We start from the raw sequence: 22,652 nt of genomic DNA, 5'->3' as shown, positions 1-22,652 counted from the left end.
GGGGACGGCCCCCGGGGGACGTGACAAGGGGGGCGGGACGAAACCCGCCCCCCTCAGTACGTCACGGGACTCAGCTGACGCCGAGTTCCTTGGCGTTGGCCTTGAGGTCCTCGAGGCCACCGCACATGAAGAACGCCTGCTCCGGGAAGTGGTCGAACTCACCGTCGCAGATCGCGTTGAACGCCGCGATCGACTCGTCCAGCGGGACGTCCGAACCGTCGACACCGGTGAACTGCTTCGCCGCGTGGGTGTTCTGCGACAGGAAGCGCTCCACACGACGGGCGCGGTGCACGACCAGCTTGTCCTCTTCGCCGAGCTCGTCGATACCGAGGATGGCGATGATGTCCTGGAGGTCCTTGTACTTCTGCAGGATTCCCTTGACGCGGCTGGCCGCGTTGTAGTGGTCCTGCGAGATGTAACGCGGGTCCAGGATGCGGGACGTGGAGTCCAGCGGGTCCACGGCCGGGTAGATGCCCTTCTCGGAGATCGGACGGGACAGAACCGTCGTCGCGTCGAGGTGGGCGAAGGTGGTGGCCGGGGCCGGGTCGGTCAGGTCGTCCGCGGGGACGTAGATCGCCTGCATCGAGGTGATCGAGTGACCACGGGTCGAGGTGATGCGCTCCTGCAGGAGGCCCATCTCGTCCGCCAGGTTCGGCTGGTAACCCACCGCGGAGGGCATACGGCCGAGCAGGGTGGACACCTCGGAACCGGCCTGGGTGAAGCGGAAGATGTTGTCGATGAAGAACAGCACGTCCTGCTTCTGCACATCGCGGAAGTACTCCGCCATGGTCAGACCGGCCAGCGCGACACGGAGACGGGTGCCCGGGGGCTCGTCCATCTGGCCGAAGACCAGCGCGGTCTTGTCCAGAACGCCGGACTCTTCCATCTCCGCGATGAGGTCGTTGCCCTCACGGGTGCGCTCACCCACGCCGGCGAACACGGAAACACCCTCGTGCAGCTTCGCCACACGCATGATCATTTCCTGGATCAGAACGGTCTTGCCGACACCGGCGCCACCGAACAGACCGATCTTTCCACCCTTGACGTACGGGGTGAGAAGGTCGACGACCTTCAGGCCGGTCTCGAACATCTCGGTCTTCGACTCGAGGTCCTCGAACTTGGGGGCCCTGCGGTGGATCGCCCAGCGCTCGGACTCCTGGCCGTTGGCCTCCGGCTCGTTCAGCACCTCACCGAGGGTGTTGAACACCTTGCCCTTGGTGAAGTCGCCGACGGGCACGGTGATGCCCTTGCCGGTGTTCGTCACCGTGGCCTGGCGGACCAGACCGTCGGTGGGCTGCATCGCGATCGTACGGACCAGGCCCTCACCGAGGTGCTGGGCGACCTCGAGGGTCAGGGTCTTGGTGCTGCCCGGCGTGGCCGGGTCCGGCACCTCGACGTGCAGCGCGTTGTAGATCTCCGGCATCGCGTCGACGGGGAACTCCACGTCGACGACCGGGCCGATGACCCGGGCGACGCGGCCCGTGGCAGCGGCCGTCTCAACAGTGGTCGTCATTACTTGTCACTCCCCGCGGTCGCGTCGGCCAGGGCGCTCGCGCCACCGACGATCTCGCTGATTTCCTGGGTGATTTCGGCCTGGCGGGCCGCGTTGGCAAGTCGGGAGAGCGTGTTGATCAGCTCACCCGCGTTGTCGGTGGCCGACTTCATCGCCCGGCGACGGGCCGCGTGCTCGGAAGCGGCGGCCTGGAGCAGGGCGTTGTAGATGCGGCTCTCGACGTAGCGCGGCAGCAGGGCGTCGAGGACGTCCTCCGCCGAGGGCTCGAAGTCGAACAGCGGAAGGATCTCGCCCTTCGAAGGCGACTCCGCGGCCGCCTCCTCGAGGCTGAGCGGCAGCATCCGCTTGTCCACCGGCGTCTGCGTCATCATCGACACGAACTCCGTGAAGACGATGTGCAGCTCGTCGACGCCGCCCTTCGCGGTGTCCTGCTGGACAGCCTCGATGAGCGGAGCGGCGACCCTCTTGGCGTCCGCGTAGGTCGGGCTGTCGGTGAAGCCGGTCCAGTTGTCCGCGATCTTGCGCTCACGGAAGCTGTAGTAGGCGACACCCTTGCGGCCGACGATGTAGGTGTCGACCTCCTTGCCCTCGCCGCGCAGCCGCGTCGTCAACTGGTCCGCCGCCTTGATGGCGTTGGACGAGTAGCCGCCGGCCAGACCGCGGTCGCTCGTGATGAGCAGGACCGCGGCACGGGTCGGGGTGTCGGCCTCGGTGGTCAGCGGGTGCTTGGTGTTCGAACCGGTCGCCACCGCCGTGACCGCGCGGGTGAGCTCGGTCGCGTACGGCGTGGAGGCCGCCACCTTGCGCTGCGCCTTGACGATGCGCGAGGCGGCGATCATCTCCATCGCCTTGGTGATCTTCTTCGTCGCGGTGACGGACCGGATGCGACGCTTGTAGACCCGGAGCTGCGCTCCCATGAGTCAGGTCCCTTCCGTCGTCACTTGGAGACGTTGACGGCGGCGTCCTCGCCGAGCAGCTTGCCGTCGAAGGTCTCGAACTGCTTCTTGAAGGTGGCGATGAGCTCCGCGACCTTGTCGAGGGTGTCGTCCGACATCTTGCCGCCCTCGCGGATACCGGTCATCAACGACTTGTGCTCGCGGTGCAGGTAGTCCAGCAGCTCGCGCTCGAAGCGGCGGATGTCCTGGACCGGGACGTCGTCCATCTTGCCGGTGGTGCCGGCCCAGATGGAGACGACCTGGTCCTCGGTGGAGTACGGGGCGTACTGCGCCTGCTTCAGCAGCTCGACCATGCGCTTACCGCGCTCCAGCGAGGCCTTCGACGCGGCGTCCAGGTCGGAACCGAAGGCGGCGAACGCCTCCAGCTCGCGGTACTGGGCCAGGTCCACACGCAGACGGCCGGAGACCTGCTTCATGGCCTTGTGCTGGGCGGAGCCACCGACTCGGGAGACCGAGATACCGACGTTCAGGGCCGGACGCTGACCGGCGTTGAACAGGTCGGACTCCAGGAAGCACTGGCCGTCGGTGATGGAGATGACGTTGGTCGGGATGAACGCCGACACGTCGTTCGCCTTGGTCTCGACGATCGGCAGACCCGTCATCGAACCGGCGCCCATCTCGTCGGAGAGCTTGGCGCAGCGCTCCAGCAGACGCGAGTGCAGGTAGAAGACGTCACCCGGGTAGGCCTCACGACCCGGCGGGCGGCGCAGCAGCAGCGACACGGCGCGGTAGGCATCCGCCTGCTTCGACAGGTCGTCGAAGATGATGAGGACGTGCTTGCCCTCGTACATCCACTGCTGACCGATGGCGGAGCCGGTGTACGGCGCCAGGTACTTGAAGCCGGCCGGGTCGGACGCCGGGGCGGCGACGATGGTCGTGTACTCCAGGGCGCCGGCCTCCTCCAGCGCGCCGCGCACGGACGCGATGGTGGAGCCCTTCTGGCCGATGGCGACGTAGATGCAGCGGACCTGCTTCTTCGGGTCGCCCGAGCGCCAGTTGTCGCGCTGGTTGATGATCGTGTCGACGGCCAGGGCGGTCTTGCCGGTCTGACGGTCACCGATGATCAGCTGACGCTGGCCACGGCCGACCGGGGTCATCGCGTCGACGGCCTTGTAGCCGGTCTCCATCGGCTCGTGCACCGACTTGCGCTGCATGACCGTGGGGGCCTGCAGCTCGAGGGCGCGGCGGCCGGAGGTCTCGATCTCGCCGAGACCGTCGATCGGGTTGCCGAGCGGGTCGACAACACGGCCGAGGTAGCCCTCGCCGACGGCGACGGACAGGACCTCGCCGGTGCGGGTGACCGACTGGCCCTCCTCGATGCCGCTGAACTCACCGAGGACGATGGCACCGATCTCGCGCTCCTCGAGGTTGAGGGCGAGGCCGAGGGTGCCGTCCTCGAACTTCAGCAGCTCGTTGGCCATGGCCGAGGGAAGACCCTCGACCTTCGCGATGCCGTCGCCGGCAAGGCTGACCGTACCGACCTCCTCGCGCGAGGCCGCGTCCGGCTTGTACGACTGGACAAAGTTCTCCAGCGCGTCCCGGATCTCCTCCGGCCGGATCGTGAGCTCCGCCATCTGGGTTCCCTGCTCTCCTTGTTGGGCCCGAAGTTTTCTTGGGGGTCTGGGGTTCGACCCCCAGGAATCCTCTGCACGGCCCAACCGGGCCGCTGGTCATGCTTGTTGAGTTGGTGGCTGTCAGCCGGCGATGCGGCGGTTCGCCTCGGCGATCCGGTCCGCGATCGTGCCGTCGATGACCTCGTCGCCGACGCGCACCTGGATCCCGCCGAGGACCTCCGGGTCCACGTCGAGGTTGAGGTGCATGTCACGGCCGTAGAGCTTGGCGAGAGCCGCACCCAGACGCTGCTTCTGCTGGTCGGACAGCGGCACCGCCGACGTCACCACCGCGACCATGCGGTCACGGCGCGCGGCGGCGAGCTTGGAGAGGGACTCGAGTCCCGCTTCCAGGCTACGTCCACGCGGGTGCGTCACAAGACGCACGACCAGACGCTCGGTGACCGGGTTGGCCTTGCCGCCCAGCAGGCTGCGCACCAGCTCGGCCTTGGCGGACGCGGTCGCGGCGCGGTCGGTGAGCGCGGCCCGCAGCTCGGTGCTGGACGCGACGATCCGGCCGAACCGGAAGATCTCGTCCTCGACGTCGTCGAGCACACCCCGGCGCTGCGCGGCGGTGAGCTCGGCGATGCTCGCCAGCTCCTCCAGCGCGTCGACCAGGTCGCGCGACGCCGACCAGCGGGAGCGGACCATGCCGGACACCAGGTCGGCGGTCTCGCCGCCCACCTGTCCGCCCAGCAGACGCCCGGCCAGCTCGGCCTTGGCCTCGCCGGCCTGCGCCGGGTCGGTCAGGACCCGACGCAGCGAGACCTCCCGGTCGAGCAGCGCGGTGACGGCGGCCAGCTCCTCGGCGAGCTTCGCCGCGTCGACGGACGTGTTGTCCGTCAGCGCGTCGAGACGCTCACGTGCGGCAGCCAGTGCCTCGCGGCTCGCTCCGTTCATCGGGTCGCCTCGGCCTTCGCCTCGAGCTCGTCGAGGAAGCGGTCGACAACACGGCTCTGCCGGGCGACGTCCCCGAGGGACTCGCCGACGAGCTTGCCGGCCAGGTCGGTGGCGAGCTTGCCCACGTCCTGACGCAGCGCCTGCGAGGCGGCCTTGCGGTCGGCCTCGATCTGGGCGTGGCCGGCAGCGATGATCTCCTCACGCTGCCGCTGGCCCTCGGCGCGCATCTCGGCGATGAGCGCGGCGCCCTGCTCCTGCGCCTCCTGGCGCAGACGCGCGGCCTCGTGGCGGGCCTCGGCGAGCTGGGCCTTGTACTGCTCCAGCACGCTCTGGGCCTCGGTCTGAGCGGCCTCGGCCTTCTCGATGCCACCCTCGATGGCCTCGCGACGCTCTTCCAGAACCTTGTTGATGTTCGGGAGGAGCTTCTTGGCGAGGAAGCCGAAGACGATGACAAAGGCGATCAGACCGATGACCACCTCGGGCCACGGCGGAATGAGAGGGTTCTCCTTCTCGGCCGCCAGGTAAACCACGGTGGGGTTCACATCAGTGCCTTTCGTCGAAAGAGGCTGGTCTTAGCGGTTCGTCTTAGTAGACGAACGGCATGACCAGACCGATGAGGGCGAGCGCCTCACAGAAGGCGAAGCCGAGGATCTGGTTGGCACGGATCAGACCGGCAGCCTCGGGCTGGCGGGCGAGAGCCTGGGTGCCGTTACCGAAGATGATGCCGACGCCGACGCCGGGGCCGATGGCGGCCAGACCATAGCCGACGGAGCTGAGGGAGCCGGTGATGCCATCGGCGGCAGCGAGGATCTGGGACATGCCAGTTCTTCCTTCTCTTTACGAGACCGGTGGGGGTTGGCCACCGGACGAATCAGGGGGATGGGGAGCGGACGGCTCAGTGGTGCTCGGCGAGCGCGCCCTGGATGAAGCTGCAGGCCAGGAGGACGAACACGTACGCCTGGACGGCCTGGATGAAGAGCTCGAAGGCGGTCATCACGATGACCATCACGAAGGACACACCCGCGTAGGCGACACCGATGCCGTTGAGCAGGTACCAGCTGGCGATCGTGAAGAGCAGCAGCAGGGTGTGACCGGCGAACATGTTCGCGAAGAGTCGGACCGCGTGGGTGAAGGGGCGGACCAGGACGTTCGAGAAGAACTCGATGACCATGACCATCGGCAGGATCGGGCCGAGGGACTTGTCGTAACCGGTGAGGTTCTTGAAACCGCCGATGAAGCCGTGGCGTTTGAAGGTCAGGCTCATCCAGAGGACGTAGACGATCGCCGCAAGGCCCATCGGATAGGCGATGATCGACGTCACCGGGAACTGGGCGAGGGGGATGATCGACCAGAGGTTCATCATCCAGACGAAGAAGAAGATCGAGACCATCAGGGGGACGTACTTCTCGCCCTCCTTGCGGCCGATCGTCTCGTAGACGATGCCGCGGCGCACGAAGTCGTAGCCGGCCTCGGCGACCATCTGGAGCTTTCCGGGGACGATCTGCGGCTTACGGAAAGCAGCCCAGAAGAATCCGACGATGATGACGGTGCCGAGCAGCGCCAGCAGCATCACCTTGTTGAAGTAGATGCCGTCCGGGTTGCCCCACAGGGGCTCGAACAGGAACGAGTGCAGGCCCGGACCGGGGAAGCCACAGCCCTCGAAGATGTGGCAGTCGGTCTCGAAGGCGAGGACCTGCGTCGGGTCAGCACTCACCGCGGGCTCCTTCAGCGTGGCGCATAGGTACGGCAACCTCGTTGTGTCGGCGCGGCGCGCAGCCGCGGGTCGGCACTGGACTGGTGTTACGGATGTGGGGGCGGCTGTGGGGCATCAAGCCTCGCGATTGAGCAGGCGTCAGCTCAGATGCCCGCGCCCGCAGTGCCGCACTCGGCACCGGACGATAGCAGGAACGCGAACGCGCACTTATACCGGCCCTACCCTTCACGCCCTCGGCCCCTTGTTCTCGGGCTTGTGGGCACCGGAGGGTTCGGGTTCGACGTAAAGGATCTTGGCCTTCATGTGTGCGCGGGTCTGCGCGGCGATCCAGACGAGGGTCAGCGCGACCAGCGTGATGGCGAAGGCCTTGGGGTTGAACAGCGTCGTGTTCTTGAAGACCGCGACGAAGACGAAGAGCAACAGCAGCTGGGCCGTGTAGAGCATCAGCCCCATGGCCTGGAACAGCTGCGGCAGTGATTTGGCAACGCGCTGGAGAACGAACAGCCCGATACCCATGAAGAGGAGCACCACGGCCGTCGCGACGAGCGCGCCGATCGCCCCCTTGCCGCCCGCGACCACAGCGCTGACCACAGCGGCGACAGCGCCGGCGGCAGCGGTGGGTACGGCGGCTTGGAGGAGATTCCGGACGTCGTTGGACGGCATGGCGGCAGCTCCGCTTACTAGTGAGTCAGGGGGTGTCGTCATGGACGAGCGTAAGCCCGGGCGGAGGTCGTCCCTCACGCCAAGGGGCCGTCGCACCACGGTCCTTCGGCTCGCTTGCCGGGTCTCGTGAACGGTATCACAAACTATTTGATGAGGTCTTTACCTATAGCTGTGTACCCCATCACACATGAGAGTGAACCCGCCCGTGTGTGCATGCGGGCGGGTCCATTTGTCTGGTATTGAGGCCCGATGCGGCAATTCCGTCAGCGTGCGGAGCCGGCCTTCCGCCGGTCGTGGAACCGCGAACGGGGGCCGATGGCGGTCGCCCCGTTGACGCCGCTGACTCCGGCCGCTACCGGAACGCGCTCCTCCGCCACCTCGTCCACGTCCTCCTCCTCGTACGGAAGAGCGGGCTGCGGCATCACACGGCGCCGGTAGCGTGGCGGAACGAAGGACTCCGCCCAGCGCGGGGCGCGCGGAGTGAACCGGGGCAGCAGCAGAAGCACCAGGCCGACCGCGCTCAGGGCCACGATCAACAGCACGATCCACATCGACGCGGAGTTCACCGAGTAGGCCACGGTGCCGAAGGAGAGCAGCGCCGACCAGAAGTACATGATCAGAACCGCCCGGCTGTGCGAGTGGCCGATCTCCAGCAGCCGGTGGTGCAGATGACCGCGGTCGGCGGCGAACGGCGACTGGCCCTTCCAGGTACGGCGGACGATCGCCAGCACCAGGTCCGCCATGGGGATGGCGATGATCGTCAACGGCAGGAGCAGCGGGATGAAGACCGGCAGCATCGCCTGCGTGGCCGCTCGCTCACCGCCGACGAAGATGCCCATCGCGTCCGGGTCCACCTGGCCCGTCACGGAGATCGCGGCCGCGGCCAGCACCAGACCGATCAACATCGAACCGGAGTCGCCCATGAAGATGCGGGCGGGATGCATGTTGTGCGGCAGGAAGCCCAGGCACATGCCCATGAGGATGGCCGCGAAGAGGGTGGCCGGGGCGGCTGCCTCGATCCCGTAGCCGTACCAGATGCGGTACGAGTACATGAAGAACGCGGCGGCGGCGATACAGACCATGCCGCCCGCGAGGCCGTCCAGGCCGTCCACGAAGTTCACGGCGTTGATCGTGATCACGACGAGGGCGACGGTGAGGAGCGTGCCCTGCCACTGGGTCAGCGAGACCGTCCCGATACCTGGAATGGGCAGCCACAGGATCGTCAGACCCTGCACCACCATCACACCCGCGGCGATCATCTGGCCGCCGAGCTTGATCAGCGCGTCGATCTCGAACTTGTCGTCCAGCACACCGATCAGCCAGATCAGGCCCGCGCCGGACAGCAGCGCTCTCGGCTCGTTCGACAGTTCGAAGACACTGCTGAGCCCGGCCAGGTGATCGGCGACCAGCAGCCCGGCGCACAGACCGCCGAACATGGCGATCCCGCCGAGCCTCGGTGTCGGCTCCCGGTGCACGTCACGGGCCCGGATCTCCGGCATCGCACCGGTCGCGATGGCGAACTTCCGCACCGGCCCGGTCAGCAGATAGGTCACCGCGGCCGTGACGCAGAGCGTCAGCAGGTATTCACGCACGGGCTGCCCCACAGGTATCGCTGGCCATCTCAGCGACACACCCTAACTTCGCCGCCACGTGCTTGAGGACTCGGACGGTCCCCCGACGGTTGCACGAGGCAGCTTCCAGTGCCGCGACCGGCAACGTCTGCCCGTCGAGGAGCGGCGTCCGGCGCGTGCGATCGCAAGGCGGCCGAAGGCCCTCGTAGCAGCGCTCCTGGGGTTTTCGGCCAACGCAGCGAGCGCGCGTGCCTGGGGGCACCCCCAGCGGTAGCTGGGGGAGGTAGCTGGGGGAGGTAGCTGGGGGAGGTAGCTGGGGGAACGTCACGACGGGGCAAACGTTGCCGGGAGGGGCACTAGCCGGGATACGGCGGAAAATCCGCGGCCAGTTCGCGTACCCGGTCCCGGGTCTTCCGGTCGTCCCGCAGCGCCGCCGAGAACAGCACCGCGATCCTGGCCATCTCCGGCTCCCCCATGCCCTGCGTCGTAATGGCCGCCGTACCGAGCCTGATGCCCCGCTCGTCGCCGTACGGCAGCGCGCAGGTGTCCAGCACCAGGCCGGCCGCCGCAAGCCGTCCACGGGCCGTACGGCCCTCCATGCCCAGCGGCGACGGATCGGCGACGACGATGTGCGTGTCCGTGCCGCCGGTGAGGACGACGAAGCCCTCCGCCTCGAGGCCGGCAGCCAGCGTCCGGGCATTGGCCACGACCTGGTGCGCGTACGCCGCGAAGGCCGGCGTCGCAGCCTCCCCGAACGCGACCGCCTTGGCGGCGATCGTATGCATCTGCGCCCCGCCCTGCGTGAACGGGAACACCGCGCGGTCAACCCGTTCGGCCAGCGCCGACCCGCACAGCACCATCCCGCCGCGCGGACCGCGCAGCACCTTGTGCGTGGTCGCGCACACGACATCGGCGTACGGCACCGGGCTCGGCGCCGCGCCGCCCGCGACCAGCCCGATCGGATGCGCCGCGTCCGCGATCAGGTACGCGCCCGTCTCGTCCGCGATCTCGCGGAACTCGGCGTAGTCGATGTGCCGGGGATACGCGATCGAGCCGCAGACGATCGCCTTGGGCCGGTGCGCACGGGCCAGATGGCGCACCTGGTCGTAGTCGATGAGCCCGCTCTCCGGGTCGACGCCGTAGCCGACGAACTCGAACCACTTGCCGGAGAAATTGGCCGGTGAGCCATGGGTCAGATGCCCGCCGAACGCCAGTCCCATCGCCAGCACCGTGTCCCCCGGCCGCAGCAGCGCCGCGTACGCCGCCAGCACGGCGGACGACCCGGAGTGCGGCTGTACGTTCGCGTGCTCGGCCCCGAAGAGCGCCGCCGCCCGCTCCATGGCGATCTGCTCGGCGACGTCGACCAGCTCGCAGCCCCCGTGATACCGGACCCCGGGATAGCCCTCGGCGTACTTGTTGGCGAGCGGTGAGCCGAGCGCGGCCAGCACGGCGGGCGAGGTGAAGTTCTCCGCGGCGATCAGCTGAAGGCCGGTGGACTGCCGGTCCAGCTCCCCCAGCAGGACGTCGGCGATCTCCGGATCCTGCCGGCGCAGGGCGTCCAGACCCTGCCACGGAGTGGTGGACACGGACGCGGAAGCTTCGGTGACCGGCATGGGTGGCTCCGGACCTGACGAGGGTGCGCTGTTCGGCGCCAGTGGCGTCAGCTCCAATGTAGGACGCATACCCGGACCGCGCCCGGCAACGGAAGCCGCACCCGGCAACGGCGGCGACCCCCACCAGCCGGTCCGGCATGGCGGGGAGCGGCAACACCGGACCGGGTGGGCTCAGACGCGCGGGACGCCCGTGAGGGCCGTGAGGACGGGGTCCAGGGCCTGGTCGATCTCGTCGCCGATCGAGCGGAAGAACGTGATCGGGGCGCCGTACGGGTCGTTCACCTCGTCCGCCTCCGCGCTCGGGGCCAGAAGCCACCCGCGTAGAGCGGCGGCAGCACGGACCAGGGCGCGGGCGCGTTCGACCAGGCCGTCCTCGCTTGCGTCCGGCAGCGTCGCCGGGTCTATGGCCCGTACGAGGCGGTTGAATTCCTTCAGCGTGAAGGTGCGCAGGCCCGCGGAGTGGCCCATGGAGATGACCTGGGCCCGGTGGTCGCGGGTGGCGGTCAGGACGAGGTCGGCGCGGATGACGTGCTCGTCGAGGAGCTCGCGGCCGACGAAGCCGGACGGGTCGGCGCCGAGGTCGGCGAGGACGGTCGCGGCGTGGGCCTCCATGGGGGCGCCCTCGTGGCCCCACGTGCCGGCGGACTCGACGAGGATGCCCCGCGGGCCGCCGAGGCGGCCGGCCAGGGCATGCCTGGTCAGCCGCTCGGTGATGGGCGAGCGGCAGACGTTGCCCGTGCTGACGTGGAGGATGCGGAAGGACGATGGCGCCCCCTCCTCGGAGGAGGCCGGCCGGCCTTCCGCTATGCCACGCCCCTCGTCAGGGGCTGTCAATTCGCCACCTCGAGGTCGGGTACGACCTTGCGGAGCTCGTCCGCGCCGAGCGCGCCGGCACGGAGGAGGACCGGGGTCTTCCCGGTGACGTCGACGATCGAGGACGGAACGATCCCCGGGGTCGGGCCGCCGTCGAGGTAGACGGAGACGGAGTCGCCGAGCATGCCCTGCGCGGCGTCGCAGTCCTCGGGCGCCGGATGCCCGGTGAGGTTCGCGCTGGAGACGGCCATCGGGCCGACCTCGGTGAGCAGCTCGATGGCGACGGGGTGCAGCGGCATACGGATCGCGACGGTGCCGCGGGTGTCCCCCAGGTCCCACTGGAGCGACGGCTGGTGCCGGGCCACCAGGGTGAGCGCGCCGGGCCAGAAGGCGTCGACGAGCTCCCAGGCCTGCTCGGAGAAGTCGGTGACCAGTCCGTGCAGGGTGTTCGGGGAGCCGATCAGCACGGGCGTGGGCATGTTCCTGCCCCGTCCCTTCGCGGCCAGCAGATCGGCGACGGCCTCCGAGCTGAAGGCGTCCGCACCGATGCCGTAGACGGTGTCGGTGGGCAGCACGACGAGCTCGCCGCGGCGGACGGCTGACGCGGCCTCGCGCAGACCGGTTGCACGATCGGTCGCGTCGTTGCAGTCGTATCGCCGAGCCATTAGTCCGCTCTCCTCACGGTGGTGACAGTGATGTACCTGGTCAGGGTCATGGCATTGCCTTGCGTGCGGTCGCGAAGCGCGGCCGGTTGTTCAGGTCGGGGTGGTCGGCGGCGTCCGCCCAGCCGGCCTCCTCGTTGAAGATCCACGGCACCTGGCCGCCCTGCGTGTCGGCGTGCTCGATGACGACGAGCCCGCCGGGGCGCAGCAGCCGGTGCGCGGTGCGTTCCAGTCGGCGGATGAAGTCGAGTCCGTCCTCGCCGGAGAAGAGCGCGAGTTCCGGGTCGTAGTCGCGGGCCTCCGGGGCGACGTACTCCCATTCGGTCAGCGGGATGTACGGCGGATTGGAGATGACGAGGTCGACCTGGCCGTCCAGCTCGGGCAGCGCGGTGAGCGCGTCGCCCTCGTGGAGAACGACGCGGGACCCCTCGACGTTCTTCCGGGTCCACACCAGCGCGTCCTCGGAGACCTCCACGGCGTGCACGCGCGAGCGCGGCACCTCCTGGGCGAGGGCGAGGGCGATCGCGCCGGAGCCGGTGCACAGGTCGACGATGAGCGGCTCGACGACGTCCATGGCGCGTACGGCGTCTATGGCCCAGCCGACGACGGACTCGGTCTCCGGGCGGGGCACGAAGACACCGGGGCCGACCTGGAGCTCCAGGTAGCGGAAGAAGGCACGGCCGGTGATGTGCTGGAGCGGCTCACGGGCCTCACGGCGGGCGACGACCTCCCAGTAGCGGGCGTCGAAGTCGGCGTCCTTGACCGTGTGCAGTTCTCCCCGCTTGACGCCGTGCACGAACGCGGCGAGCTCCTCCGCGTCGAAGCGCGGCGAGGGCACGCCGGCGTCGGCCAGCCGCCGGGTGGCCTGGGCCACTTCGGCGAGCAGCAAACTTCGGGGGGCTGGGGGTCGCCCCCCGGGTGACAACTGCACCTGGTCCTCCGGGGCTGCGAGTGTGCTTGCTGTTGGGTTACTGCGCTGCCGCGAGCTTCGCGGCGGAGTCGGCGTCGACGCAGGCCTGGATGACGGAGTCGAGGTCGCCGTCGAGCACCTGGTCCAAGTTGTACGCCTTGAAGCCGACCCGGTGGTCCGAGATCCGGTTTTCGGGGAAGTTGTACGTACGGATCTTCTCGGATCGGTCCACGGTGCGCACCTGGCTGCGCCGGGCGTCCGCGGCGTTCTTCTCGGCCTCCTCCTGGGCGGCGGCGAGCAGCCGGGAGCGCAGGATGCGGAGTGCCTGCTCCTTGTTCTGGAGCTGGCTCTTCTCGTTCTGGCAGGAGGCGACGACACCGGTCGGCAGGTGGGTGATGCGCACCGCGGAGTCGGTGGTGTTGACGGACTGGCCGCCGGGGCCGGACGAGCGGTACACGTCGATCCGCAGGTCGTTGGGGTTGACCTCGACCTCGATCTCCTCGGCCTCGGGCGTCACGAGGACACCGGCGGCGGAGGTGTGGATACGCCCCTGGGACTCGGTGGCGGGCACGCGCTGCACACGGTGGACTCCGCCCTCGTACTTCAGCCGTGCCCAGACGCCCTGGCCGGGCTCGGTCGCTCCGTTGCCGCCCTTGGTCTTCACGGCGACCTGGACGTCCTTGTAGCCGCCCAGCTCGGACTCGGTGGAGTCGATGATCTCGGTCTTCCATCCGACGCGCTCGGCGTACCGCAGATACATGCGCAGCAGATCGCCGGCGAAGAGGGCCGACTCGTCGCCGCCCGCGCCCGCCTTGATCTCCAGGATGACGTCCTTGTCGTCACTGGGGTCGCGCGGGACGAGCAGCAGCCGCAGCTTGTCCGTCAGCTCCTCGCGCGCCTTCTCCAGCTCCTTGACCTCGGCCGCGAAGTCCGGGTCGTCGGCGGCGAACTCACGGGCGGTCTCGATGTCGTCGCCGGTCTGCTTCCAGGAGCGGTACGTGGCGACGATCGGGGTCAGCTCGGAGTAGCGCTTGTTGAGCTTGCGCGCGTTCGCCTGGTCTGCGAAGACCGAAGGATCGGCGAGCTTCTTCTCGAGATCGGCGTGTTCGCCGATCAGTTCCTCGACGGCCTCGAACATCTTGTGCTCCTGGTGTGTACGAAACGGCTGCGGGACGGAGCTGTGCCTGCCCGGGGCATCCACCGGCCCCTCGGGCAGAACAAAAACACCGGCCCCGGCCACCCCGTGCAGGGGCAGCCGGAGACCGGCGCAGTGGCTCGCTACTTCTTGGCGGAGCCGGCAGCCTTGCCGAAGCGGGCCTCGAAGCGGGCCACACGGCCACCGGTGTCGAGGATCTTCTGCTTGCCCGTGTAGAACGGGTGGCACTCGGAGCAGACTTCGGCGCGGACGGTGCCGGCCTGGATCGTGCTACGGGTGGTGAACGACGCGCCGCAGGTGCAGCTGACCTGCGTCTCGACGTACTCGGGGTGGATGTCGCGCTTCAAGGTCTCTCCTAGATTCGGGAGGGCACCGGGTCGTACGCGCGGGATGCGCGGACGTGAACCGGGGCCGACGTACCAGTCTGCCAGGACCGGCCGTATCTCCCAAAACCGGGGTGGGGGGCGAACTATTCCTGCCCGGCCGGACCGCTGGTGACGAGGCTGCCGGCCCGGCCCTTCGCGGTGTCCTCGGTGGCGGAGGCCGGGACCGGCAGATCGCGTCGGAGTGCGTCCCAGACCTCGGCGGACCGGCGCTCCACCGGGACGACGCGATTGGGGTCGGCGGTGTCGTACCGGACCGGGAGCGTCACCATGTGCACATCGCCGGCATCGAGGTGGGAGAGGCCCCTGGCGAAGCCGATCAGTTCGTTGACCGAGTCGAGCCCGGAGTCGGGAGTGATCGCCTCGGTGGTGGTCTCCGCCAGGCCGTAGATCTTCGTGGGACCGGCGAGGACGCCGACGTCCTTGATCCGTTCGATCAGCGCCTTGACGAATGCCTGCTGGAGCTGGATACGGCCGAGGTCGCTGCCGTCGCCGACGCTCTTGCGGGTGCGTACGAGACCGAGTGCCTGCTCGCCGTCGAGGGTGTGGGTGCCCGGCGGGAGGTTCAGATGGCTCTTGTCGTCGTCGATCGGCCGGCTGGTGGTGATCTCGACGCCGCCGAGCTTGTCGACGATCTTCTTGAAGCCGGTGAAGTCGACCTCGATGTAGTGGTCCATGCGGATGCCGGACATCGCCTCGACGGTTTTCACGGCGCAGGCCGGGCCGCCGGTCTCGTACGCGGTGTTGAACATGACCCGCCGCGCGCCGGGGACCGTCCTTCCGTCCTTGTCGCTGCAGTCGGGGCGGGTGATCAGGGTGTCGCGGGGGATGGAGACGACGGTCGCCCTGCGATGGCCCCGGTAGACGTGGAGCACCATCGCGGTGTCGGAGCGGGCGGTGCCCTCGTCCCTGCCGTACTCGGCGTTCGCGCCGGAGCGGGAGTCGGAGCCGAGGACGAGGACGTCGAGGGATCCGTTGCCGAGGTTCTTGGGGCGGTCGGTCCCGAGCTGGGTGTCGATGTCGACGCCCTGGAGATTGTTGTCGAGCTTGACGTAGACGTAGCCGAGGCCGATGCCCGAGACGAGCACGGCAACCGCTGCGGTCCACACGACGGCGGTCACGGCCCGGCGGACCCTGCTGCGGCTCCCACCGCCGGGTATTCGGCCCCTACCCTGCTCGGTCATCCTGATCCTCGGTCCTACGGCCCTGACACCTGTAAGACGGCCATTCATTCGAAAGGGTTGTATACAAGGCTATGACCACCGCACCCGGCGGGCACGGCGGTAAGGGGTGTGGCCGGTCAGCCGAGCAGGCTGTACGCGTTCCAGCCGGTGCCGACCTTGAACCGGGTCCTGAACGGCTCCGTCGCGCTGCCCCTGCCCGGGTAACACCAGAGGGTCCCGGAGGAGTCGCGGACGAAGATGTCGGCCTTGCCGTCACCGGTGGTGTCACCCGTGGCGACGTACGCCGTGAAGTTCCAGCCCGTGCCGACCTGGACACGAGTGGCGAACGGCTGGGTCGCGGAGCCGCGGCCCTTGTGCAGCCAGAGCCTGCCCGCGCTGTCGCGGGTCAGCAGGTCCGCCTTGCCGTCATTGCTGTAGTCGCCGCTGCCGAAGACGGTGTACCCGCCCCAGCCGGTGGCGGTTTTGATACGGGTCCCGAGATACCCGTTCCCCTTGCCGGGGTAGGTCCACTGGACGCCGTAGCCGTCGACGGCGACCAGGTCGGGCTTGCCGTCGCCGGTGAGGTCGCCGGGGACCGTGATGGACCGCATGGAGTTCCACCCGCTGCCGATCTTGGTGGTGTACCAGTCGCTGATGATTCCGCTCCCGTCAAAGAGGCAGACGCAGTGCTCCCAGTACAGCGAGCCGTCGGAGGTCCGGTAGACGTAGTCCTGGTTCCCGTCGCGATCGAGGTCGGCCTGCCGGAAACGGGTGTACGGCTTTGCGAGGGTGGGGAGCTGCTTCGGGGCGGCGAGCCCGGCTCCGGTGCTGTAGTACGTGTAGCGACGGCCCTGGGGCGTCATCGCGAAGAGATCGGCCTTGTCGTCCTGGCTGAGATTCGCGTCGTTGACCCGGGCGTTGATCTCGCCCATGAACGCACTCGCCTTGGTGAAGGCCGCGTGCCCGTCCTTGGCCACACAGTCCTTGGCACCGTGCGAGTAGATGCCCACGAGCCGGCCTCCGACGACCAGCGGACCTCCCTCGTCCCCCGTGCAGGGGGTCACCGGAAGGGACCACGGCGCGGAGTCCGTGGGGTAACCGGTCAGCTCCGCGTCCGTGAGGAGCCGGTTGAGGCCGGCGGCCATCTTCACCGTATGAGCGGCCGGGCTGCCCAGACAGCTCGCCGCAGTCACCACCTTGCGCGAGGTCACCGCCGCACCGGCGCAGACGTGCTTCTTGCCGGTGGCCTTCTCGGTGACATGGAACTGCACCATCCATGGCACGTCCGACTGCGCCTCCGCGCCCCCCACGATCGCGTGCGCGGACGTGGGTGCGAGCAGGCCTGCTGCCAGGGCCCCCATCGAGATCGCCGCCGCGGGCAGCTTCCTGAAAATCGTCATGCGCTGACCAATCGTCGTCTTTGATGAGTCGTCATGGGGACGGATGCGCAGGGAAAATGGTTGTGCCCACCACCCGAAGTGCGGTGGTGGGCACAGCTTTTGACGCGTATCAGCCGATCATGTCGTACGAGTTCCAGCCGGAGCCGATCTTCACACGGTCCTTGAAGGGCACCGTGGCGGAGTTGCGGCTCGGGTACAGGTACAGCGAACCCGCGGAGTCGCGGACCACCAGATCGGCGGCGCCGTCGCCGGTCACGTCACCGGGGGCGGCGTAGGCGGTGAAGTTCCAGCCGGAGCCGACCTGGACGCGCTGGTTGCTGAACGGCGCGGTGGCGACACCGCGGCCGAGGTACATCCACAGACGCCCCGCGGTGTCGCGGACCAGCATGTCCGCCTTGCCGTCGCCGCTGAAGTCTCCCTTGCCGACCACGACGTAGCTGCCCCAGCCGGAGCCGCCCTGCATGCGCGTGCCCCAGGTGCCGTTGCCCTTGCCGGGGTACGTCCACAGGATGCCCGCGTAGTCCACGGAGAGCATGTCGGCGAAGCCGTCACCGGTGACGTCGCCCGGGAAGACGATCGTCTTGACCTTGCCCCAGCCGGTGCCGATGCGGGTCTCGACGGGGTCGTACTGGTTCGTCGACTCGTTGTACTTCCAGCGGAACCAGTACATGTCGCCGTTCAGCGTGCGAAAGACCTCGTCCTCGGAGCCGTCCCGGTCGAGGTCGGTCTGCCGCCACAGGCTGACGTTGCTGTAGTCACCGAAGGTGATCGCGGATCCCAGCGAAGTGCCGCGCGACGGGAAGACGACGGCGTTCTTCGTGCTCTTGTTACGAGCGAACAGGTCGGCCTTGTTGTCGTCGGTGAAGTTCGCGTCGTCCGCGCGTTGGTTGATCTTGCCGGCGAAGGTACTGACCTTCGAGAAGACCGGGTACGCGCCGTTCTCGATGCAGTTGTTCACCCCCCACGACACCACACCGGCGATACGGCCGTTGACGATGAGCGGGCCGCCGGAGTCGCCGTTGCACGGCGAGACCGTGGTGTCGTCGGTGCCGCCGGCCGGGGTGCCGGCACAGAACATCGAACCCTTGACGAAGTACTGCTGCCCGACCGGGAAGCTGGTGCACTTCGAGTCGTCCTGAACCGGCAGCGAGGCCTTCTTCAGATAGGTCGAGATGCCCGAACCGGGCGTACCGCTGGTGCGGCCCCATCCGTAGACGACACCGGTCGTGCCCGGCGTGTACGAGGCCGTGTCGGTGGGCGTCACCGTCTGCAGCGTCTTGAACGGCAGCGGGCGGTCCAGCGTCAGCACGGCCACATCGTTCAGGACGTCGTGGTCGTACGACGGGTGCACCCACTGGCGCGTCACCCTGGCGGGCTTGCCACCGTGGAAGTCGGGTCCCGCGGACAGCAGCGTGGTCGCACCGGCGACGACGAGACCGTCCGCCGGCCAGTTCGCGCCGTCCACGCAGTGGGCGGCGGTGAGAACCTTCGCCGGGGCGATCAGCGCACCGCCGCAGAAGAAGCCCTGGCCGGTGGCCGGGTCGACCCCGTACAGCTGGGTCATCCAGGGCGCCTCGCCGTAAGGGGCGTTGGACCCACCTATGATCATCTTGTCCGGCGTGTCCGTGGACTGGGTGCCGGAAGTGGACGTGTCGGCCGACGTCTTGGGCGACTCGGCGGTGCCGGGCTCACCCTCCGCCTTGAGCCAGGCCGAGGCCCGCGCGGCAAGGTCCGCGTCGGACGCGACCGGCTTGCTCTGCTGGTTGTCGTGCAACTGCGGCGCCGTGTACGCCTGCGCGGGGGCGGCGACCATGGTCGCGCCGCCCAGCGCTATCGCGGCAAATGCCGCTGGGAGGGCAATTCTAGCCCTCTGCCGAGAAGATGACACTCACAGCTCCTGTCGATGGAAAGCTCGAAGGAGAGGGAGAGAGTAAGAAGAGGCGCCCGCGCAAGGGCAGCGAAAGTTCGCGCTCACGGACATACGACGGGCGCACGCAAGTGTGTTCCCCCCCACCTTGGCACATTGATCCTACAAGGCAGAAGTGCGCCCCGTCACTTGCGTAACGGGGCGCACTTCCGACAAAGAACCGTCAACAACGGCCTGCCGAGGCTCAGTCGTTGTTCGGCGCCGGAGTCGTCTTCTGGATCTGCAGCAGGAACTCCGCGTTGGACTTGGTCTGCTTCATCTTGTCGAGGAGCAGCTCGATCGCCTGCTGCTGGTCGAGCGCGTGCAGCACCCGGCGCAGCTTCCAGACGATGCCCAGCTCCTCGCCGTTGAGGAGGATCTCCTCCTTGCGGGTGCCGGAGGCGTCCACGTCCACGGCCGGGAAGATGCGCTTGTCGGCGAGCTTCCGGTCGAGCTTGAGCTCCATGTTGCCGGTGCCCTTGAACTCCTCGAAGATCACCTCGTCCATGCGCGAGCCGGTCTCGACCAGCGCGGTGGCCAGGATGGTCAGCGAGCCGCCGTCCTCGATGTTGCGCGCGGCACCGAAGAAGCGCTTCGGCGGGTACAGCGCGGTCGAGTCGACACCACCGGACAGGATGCGGCCGGAGGCGGGAGCCGCGAGGTTGTACGCACGGCCCAGACGGGTGATGGAGTCCAGCAGGACGACCACGTCGTGACCCAGCTCGACGAGACGCTTGGCACGCTCGATGGCCAGCTCGGCGACCGTGGTGTGGTCCTCGGCCGGGCGGTCGAAGGTCGAGGAGATGACCTCGCCCTTGACCGACCGCTGCATGTCGGTGACCTCTTCCGGACGCTCGTCGACGAGGACGACCATCAGGTGGCACTCGGGGTTGTTGTGGGTGATCGCGTTGGCGATCGCCTGCAGGATCATGGTCTTGCCGGTCTTCGGCGGGGCCACGATCAGACCGCGCTGGCCCTTGCCGATCGGCGACACGAGGTCGATGATCCGGGTCGACAGCGCACCCTGCTCGGTCTCCAGGCGGAGCCGGTCCTGCGGGTAGAGCGGGGTGAGCTTGTTGAACTCCGGGCGGCCACGGCCGGATTCGGGCGCCATGCCGTTGACGGAGTCCAGGCGGACGAGCGCGTTGAACTTCTCGCGACGCTCGCCTTCCTTCGGCTGGCGGACGGCACCGGTGACGTGGTCACCCTTGCGCAGGCCGTTCTTGCGGACCTGGGCGAGCGAGACGTACACGTCGTTCGGGCCCGGGAGGTAGCCGGAGGTCCGGATGAACGCGTAGTTGTCGAGGATGTCCAGGATGCCCGCGACGGGGATCAGGACGTCGTCCTCGGCCAGCTGCGGCTCGGCGCCGAACTCGTCACGGCCACGACGGCCACGACGGTCGCGGTACCGGCCACGACGGCCACGACGGCCGCCCTCGAAGTCGTCCAGCTCCTCCTCGGCGCGGGAGCCGCCCTGGCGCTGGCTCTGGCCCTGCTGCTGGGCGCCCTGCTGCTGACGCTGGCCGCCCTGCTCCTCGCCCTTGCCGCGGTCCCGGCGGTCGCGCTGACGGTCGCGGCGGTCACCGCGCTCGCCGCGCTCACCGCGGTCCCTGCGGTCACGACGGCCCTCGGCGGTGTCGGCGGCGGCCTCGGCCTTGGCCTCGGCGGGCGCCTCGGTCCGCACCTCGGTCTTGGGCTCGGCCTTGACCTCGGTGGCCACGGAGGCGGTCTCGGGGCTGCCCGCGGCGGCGGTCGCCCGGCGACGGCGGCGCTCACCGGCCGGCTGGTCGTCGCTGGCCGGCTGGCCCGGGATGTCGATCTGCTGCGGGGCCACCGCCTTCTCGGCGGCCGGCTGCTCACTCGTACGGGCCTTGGAGGTGGCACGGCGCTTCGGCTTGGTCTCGGCCTGGCCGCTGCCCGCCTCGGCGGTCTTCGGCGCGGACGAGCCGCCCGCGGCCTGCGCCTCCTTGATGACCTCGATCAGCTGGCTCTTGCGCATCCGCGCGGTGCCCCTGATGCCGAGGCCGGACGCGACCTGCTGCAGCTCGGCCAGGACCATGCCCTCGAGGCCGGTGCCGGAGCGGCGGCGCCGTGAGGTGGTGCCAGTGGCAGCACCTGCGGCGGGCGCGGCGCTGTCGACACTGGTGTCGGCAGTCACGCCCATCAGATCGGTGGTGTCGCTCACGAAGGGTCCTTCCCTGGAGCGGACGTCGGCCTGTCTGGCTCGGCGACCGGTTGTGCTGTCCGACCGCGGACCGTGGTCTTTCGGACCGTGGACCGGAGTCGGGGCGGGTGTCCGCCGGGTGTGGCGGAGAGATGTATGTACAAGCGTCCGGCCCGAGTCCCCCAACTCGGCCCCTCCTGGGAAAAGCGTGGGGTGTCGTGCCGGTTCCGGAGCGTGCTCGAAACTGCTCAGGCAGGCTGCTCAGGCAGTCGGGGAGGCTCTCGGAAGAAAGGCGGTCCCTGATGGGGACACAGAGCACCGAGCCACATTGACCTCGGTGGCATTGAGATTAACACTACCGGATCCAACAAACATTCCCCCTCTCGTTCACCGACAATCCGTGTCGGCCTTTCGTGCGCTACGAACCGAGCGGCAGCACACTCGCCCCCGCGGCGTCCAGAGTGAGCCGGTTTGCCGCCCATCCCTCGCCCGCCAGTCGCGCGACCTTGTCGGCGGTGCTGTCGTCGGTCAGCGCGAGCACCGTCGGGCCGGCGCCGCTGATGACCGCGGGGACGCCGTCCGCGCGCAGACGGTTGACCAGAGCCACGCTCTCCGGCATCGCGGGAGCGCGGTATTCCTGGTGCAGCCGGTCCTCGGTGGCCGGCAGCAGCAGCTCGGGGCGCCGGGTCAGAGCCTCCACGAGCAGTCCCGCCCGTCCGGCGTTGGTGGCGGCGTCCACATGCGGGACCGTACGCGGCAGCAGGCCGCGCGCGGTCTCCGTCAGTACCGGCTTGCCCGGCACGAAGACCACCGGAACGACGGAGTCCGCGGGATCCATTCTGATCGCGCGGGCCGAGCCCGCCTCGGTCCACGCGAGGGTGAAGCCGCCGAGCAGACAGGCGGCCACATTGTCGGGGTGGCCCTCGATCTCGGTGGCGAGCTCCAGCAGCGCGGCGTCGTCGAGCCTGCTGTCGGCGCCTATGGTCACCGCGCGGGCGGCGACTATGCCGGCGCAGATGGCGGCGGAGGAGGAACCGAGGCCGCGGCCGTGCGGAATGCGGTTGGCGCAGACGACCTCGAGGCCACGCGGCTGCCCGCCGAGCAGGTCGAAGGCCGTGCGCATGGAGCGTACGAGCAGATGGCTCTCGTCGCGGGGGAGCGTCTCGGCGCCCTCGCCCGCGATGTCGATGTGCAGGCCGGAATCGGCGACGCGGACGACCACGTCGTCATAGAGCCCCAGCGACAGGCCCAGGGCGTCGAAGCCCGGACCGAGGTTGGCGCTGGTGGCGGGAACGCGCACCCGTACGGCGGCGGCGCGGAACGCGGGACCGGCCATCGCTCTGATGACTCCTTGGTTTTTACTGCTTGGTTCTACGGCTGACTGACGGAATTCCCGAAGGCGTCCACGGACCAGGGGTCCTCGAAGACAGCATCACCGCGGCATATGCGGCGGGCGGGTTGAGTACAGCCTATCGAAGGAAGGTTCTGTGTCGACATAGGGCGCACAGGAGGCGCACGATGCGTGTCGCGAGCCCCCTGTGCCCCCATGTGCGGA

General features: G+C 68.8%; 20 protein-coding genes. All 20 read right to left on the bottom strand.

The features are described 5' to 3' along the window. Positions 1 to 70: 70 nt before the first annotated feature. Entirely contained in the window at positions 71 to 1,513 is a 1,443-nt protein-coding gene (gene atpD / locus ABD858_RS22445; protein ID WP_345040451.1) for a F0F1 ATP synthase subunit beta, read from the bottom strand. After that, positions 1,513 to 2,430: a F0F1 ATP synthase subunit gamma gene (locus ABD858_RS22440; RefSeq protein WP_345040449.1), complete on the bottom strand. Its 918-nt coding sequence runs from the start codon at positions 2,428 to 2,430 to the stop codon at positions 1,513 to 1,515. Before ABD858_RS22440 ends, atpD begins: the two co-directional genes overlap by 1 nt. A 20-nt stretch (positions 2,431 to 2,450) precedes the next feature. Next, the gene (gene atpA, locus ABD858_RS22435; protein ID WP_345040447.1) at positions 2,451 to 4,043 is read right to left on the bottom strand and encodes a F0F1 ATP synthase subunit alpha; all 1,593 of its coding nucleotides are present in this window, start codon (positions 4,041 to 4,043) and stop codon (positions 2,451 to 2,453) included. A gap of 120 nt (positions 4,044 to 4,163) precedes the next feature. Continuing rightward, positions 4,164 to 4,979 (bottom strand): F0F1 ATP synthase subunit delta, encoded by an 816-nt coding sequence (locus ABD858_RS22430; protein ID WP_345040445.1) that lies wholly within the window; start codon positions 4,977 to 4,979, stop codon positions 4,164 to 4,166. Continuing rightward, positions 4,976 to 5,521: a F0F1 ATP synthase subunit B gene (locus ABD858_RS22425; protein WP_345040442.1), complete on the bottom strand. Its 546-nt coding sequence runs from the start codon at positions 5,519 to 5,521 to the stop codon at positions 4,976 to 4,978. Before ABD858_RS22425 ends, ABD858_RS22430 begins: the two co-directional genes overlap by 4 nt. A 43-nt stretch (positions 5,522 to 5,564) precedes the next feature. Continuing rightward, a complete protein-coding gene (gene atpE / locus ABD858_RS22420) occupies positions 5,565 to 5,798 on the bottom strand; it encodes an ATP synthase F0 subunit C (RefSeq protein WP_345040440.1) in 234 nt (77 codons plus the stop codon). Between the two features lie 76 nt (positions 5,799 to 5,874). Continuing rightward, on the bottom strand, positions 5,875 to 6,693 hold the full coding sequence (atpB, locus tag ABD858_RS22415) for a F0F1 ATP synthase subunit A (protein ID WP_345040438.1): 819 nt from the start codon (positions 6,691 to 6,693) through the stop codon (positions 5,875 to 5,877). 225 nt (positions 6,694 to 6,918) lie between these two features. Then, on the bottom strand, positions 6,919 to 7,356 hold the full coding sequence (locus ABD858_RS22410) for a Cg1360 family ATP-synthase-associated protein (RefSeq protein WP_345040436.1): 438 nt from the start codon (positions 7,354 to 7,356) through the stop codon (positions 6,919 to 6,921). A gap of 263 nt (positions 7,357 to 7,619) precedes the next feature. After that, positions 7,620 to 8,948, bottom strand: a complete 1,329-nt coding sequence (locus ABD858_RS22405; protein ID WP_345040434.1) for an MraY family glycosyltransferase — start codon at positions 8,946 to 8,948, stop codon at positions 7,620 to 7,622. A 335-nt stretch (positions 8,949 to 9,283) separates the two neighbouring features. Further along, complete coding sequence (locus ABD858_RS22400; RefSeq protein WP_345040432.1) at positions 9,284 to 10,540, bottom strand: serine hydroxymethyltransferase; 1,257 nt, start codon at positions 10,538 to 10,540, stop codon at positions 9,284 to 9,286. A 171-nt stretch (positions 10,541 to 10,711) separates the two neighbouring features. Next, the gene (locus ABD858_RS22395; protein WP_345040430.1) at positions 10,712 to 11,374 is read right to left on the bottom strand and encodes an arsenate reductase/protein-tyrosine-phosphatase family protein; all 663 of its coding nucleotides are present in this window, start codon (positions 11,372 to 11,374) and stop codon (positions 10,712 to 10,714) included. Further along, positions 11,371 to 12,018 (bottom strand): L-threonylcarbamoyladenylate synthase, encoded by a 648-nt coding sequence (locus ABD858_RS22390; RefSeq protein WP_345040428.1) that lies wholly within the window; start codon positions 12,016 to 12,018, stop codon positions 11,371 to 11,373. Before ABD858_RS22390 ends, ABD858_RS22395 begins: the two co-directional genes overlap by 4 nt. 46 nt (positions 12,019 to 12,064) lie before the next feature. Beyond that, on the bottom strand, positions 12,065 to 12,946 hold the full coding sequence (prmC, locus tag ABD858_RS22385) for a peptide chain release factor N(5)-glutamine methyltransferase (RefSeq protein ID WP_345040426.1): 882 nt from the start codon (positions 12,944 to 12,946) through the stop codon (positions 12,065 to 12,067). A 37-nt stretch (positions 12,947 to 12,983) separates the two neighbouring features. Continuing rightward, positions 12,984 to 14,063, bottom strand: a complete 1,080-nt coding sequence (gene prfA, locus ABD858_RS22380) for a peptide chain release factor 1 (protein WP_345040424.1) — start codon at positions 14,061 to 14,063, stop codon at positions 12,984 to 12,986. 140 nt (positions 14,064 to 14,203) lie between these two features. Then, the gene (gene rpmE / locus ABD858_RS22375; protein ID WP_345040422.1) at positions 14,204 to 14,428 is read right to left on the bottom strand and encodes a 50S ribosomal protein L31; all 225 of its coding nucleotides are present in this window, start codon (positions 14,426 to 14,428) and stop codon (positions 14,204 to 14,206) included. 122 nt (positions 14,429 to 14,550) lie between these two features. Beyond that, entirely contained in the window at positions 14,551 to 15,648 is a 1,098-nt protein-coding gene (locus tag ABD858_RS22370) for an LCP family protein (protein ID WP_345040420.1), read from the bottom strand. Between the two features lie 116 nt (positions 15,649 to 15,764). Then, positions 15,765 to 17,027 carry an FG-GAP-like repeat-containing protein gene (locus ABD858_RS22365; RefSeq protein ID WP_345040418.1) on the bottom strand — a complete coding sequence of 421 codons (1,263 nt, stop codon included), beginning with the start codon at positions 17,025 to 17,027 and terminating at the stop codon, positions 15,765 to 15,767. Between the two features lie 109 nt (positions 17,028 to 17,136). Beyond that, positions 17,137 to 18,840, bottom strand: a complete 1,704-nt coding sequence (locus tag ABD858_RS22360) for a trypsin-like serine protease (protein WP_345040416.1) — start codon at positions 18,838 to 18,840, stop codon at positions 17,137 to 17,139. A 298-nt stretch (positions 18,841 to 19,138) separates the two neighbouring features. Further along, positions 19,139 to 21,118 (bottom strand): transcription termination factor Rho, encoded by a 1,980-nt coding sequence (gene rho / locus ABD858_RS22355; protein ID WP_345040414.1) that lies wholly within the window; start codon positions 21,116 to 21,118, stop codon positions 19,139 to 19,141. 397 nt (positions 21,119 to 21,515) lie between these two features. Continuing rightward, entirely contained in the window at positions 21,516 to 22,433 is a 918-nt protein-coding gene (gene thrB, locus ABD858_RS22350) for a homoserine kinase (RefSeq protein WP_345040412.1), read from the bottom strand. Positions 22,434 to 22,652: the final 219 nt, after the last annotated feature.

The sequence above is a fragment of the Streptomyces sannanensis genome, from assembly GCF_039536205.1.
Lineage (GTDB): Bacteria > Actinomycetota > Actinomycetes > Streptomycetales > Streptomycetaceae > Streptomyces > Streptomyces sannanensis.
The sequence above is the reverse complement of the archived record's forward strand: the minus strand, read 5'-3'. Positions and strand labels throughout refer to the sequence as shown.

Bases quoted from the DNA above. Each gene is read 5' to 3' on its own strand.
- atpD (WP_345040451.1), bottom strand. From the start codon at position 1,513: ATGACGACCACTGTTGAGACGGCCGCTGCCACGGGCCGCGTCGCCCGG.
- ABD858_RS22440 (WP_345040449.1), bottom strand. From the start codon at position 2,430: ATGGGAGCGCAGCTCCGGGTCTACAAGCGTCGCATCCGGTCCGTCACC.
- atpA (WP_345040447.1), bottom strand. From the start codon at position 4,043: ATGGCGGAGCTCACGATCCGGCCGGAGGAGATCCGGGACGCGCTGGAG.
- ABD858_RS22430 (WP_345040445.1), bottom strand. From the start codon at position 4,979: ATGAACGGAGCGAGCCGCGAGGCACTGGCTGCCGCACGTGAGCGTCTC.
- atpE (WP_345040440.1), bottom strand. From the start codon at position 5,798: ATGTCCCAGATCCTCGCTGCCGCCGATGGCATCACCGGCTCCCTCAGC.
- ABD858_RS22410 (WP_345040436.1), bottom strand. From the start codon at position 7,356: ATGCCGTCCAACGACGTCCGGAATCTCCTCCAAGCCGCCGTACCCACC.
- ABD858_RS22400 (WP_345040432.1), bottom strand. From the start codon at position 10,540: ATGCCGGTCACCGAAGCTTCCGCGTCCGTGTCCACCACTCCGTGGCAG.
- ABD858_RS22390 (WP_345040428.1), bottom strand. From the start codon at position 12,018: ATGGCTCGGCGATACGACTGCAACGACGCGACCGATCGTGCAACCGGT.
- prfA (WP_345040424.1), bottom strand. From the start codon at position 14,063: ATGTTCGAGGCCGTCGAGGAACTGATCGGCGAACACGCCGATCTCGAG.
- ABD858_RS22370 (WP_345040420.1), bottom strand. From the start codon at position 15,648: ATGACCGAGCAGGGTAGGGGCCGAATACCCGGCGGTGGGAGCCGCAGC.
- ABD858_RS22365 (WP_345040418.1), bottom strand. From the start codon at position 17,027: ATGACGATTTTCAGGAAGCTGCCCGCGGCGGCGATCTCGATGGGGGCC.
- ABD858_RS22360 (WP_345040416.1), bottom strand. From the start codon at position 18,840: ATGGTCGCCGCCCCCGCGCAGGCGTACACGGCGCCGCAGTTGCACGAC.
- thrB (WP_345040412.1), bottom strand. From the start codon at position 22,433: ATGGCCGGTCCCGCGTTCCGCGCCGCCGCCGTACGGGTGCGCGTTCCC.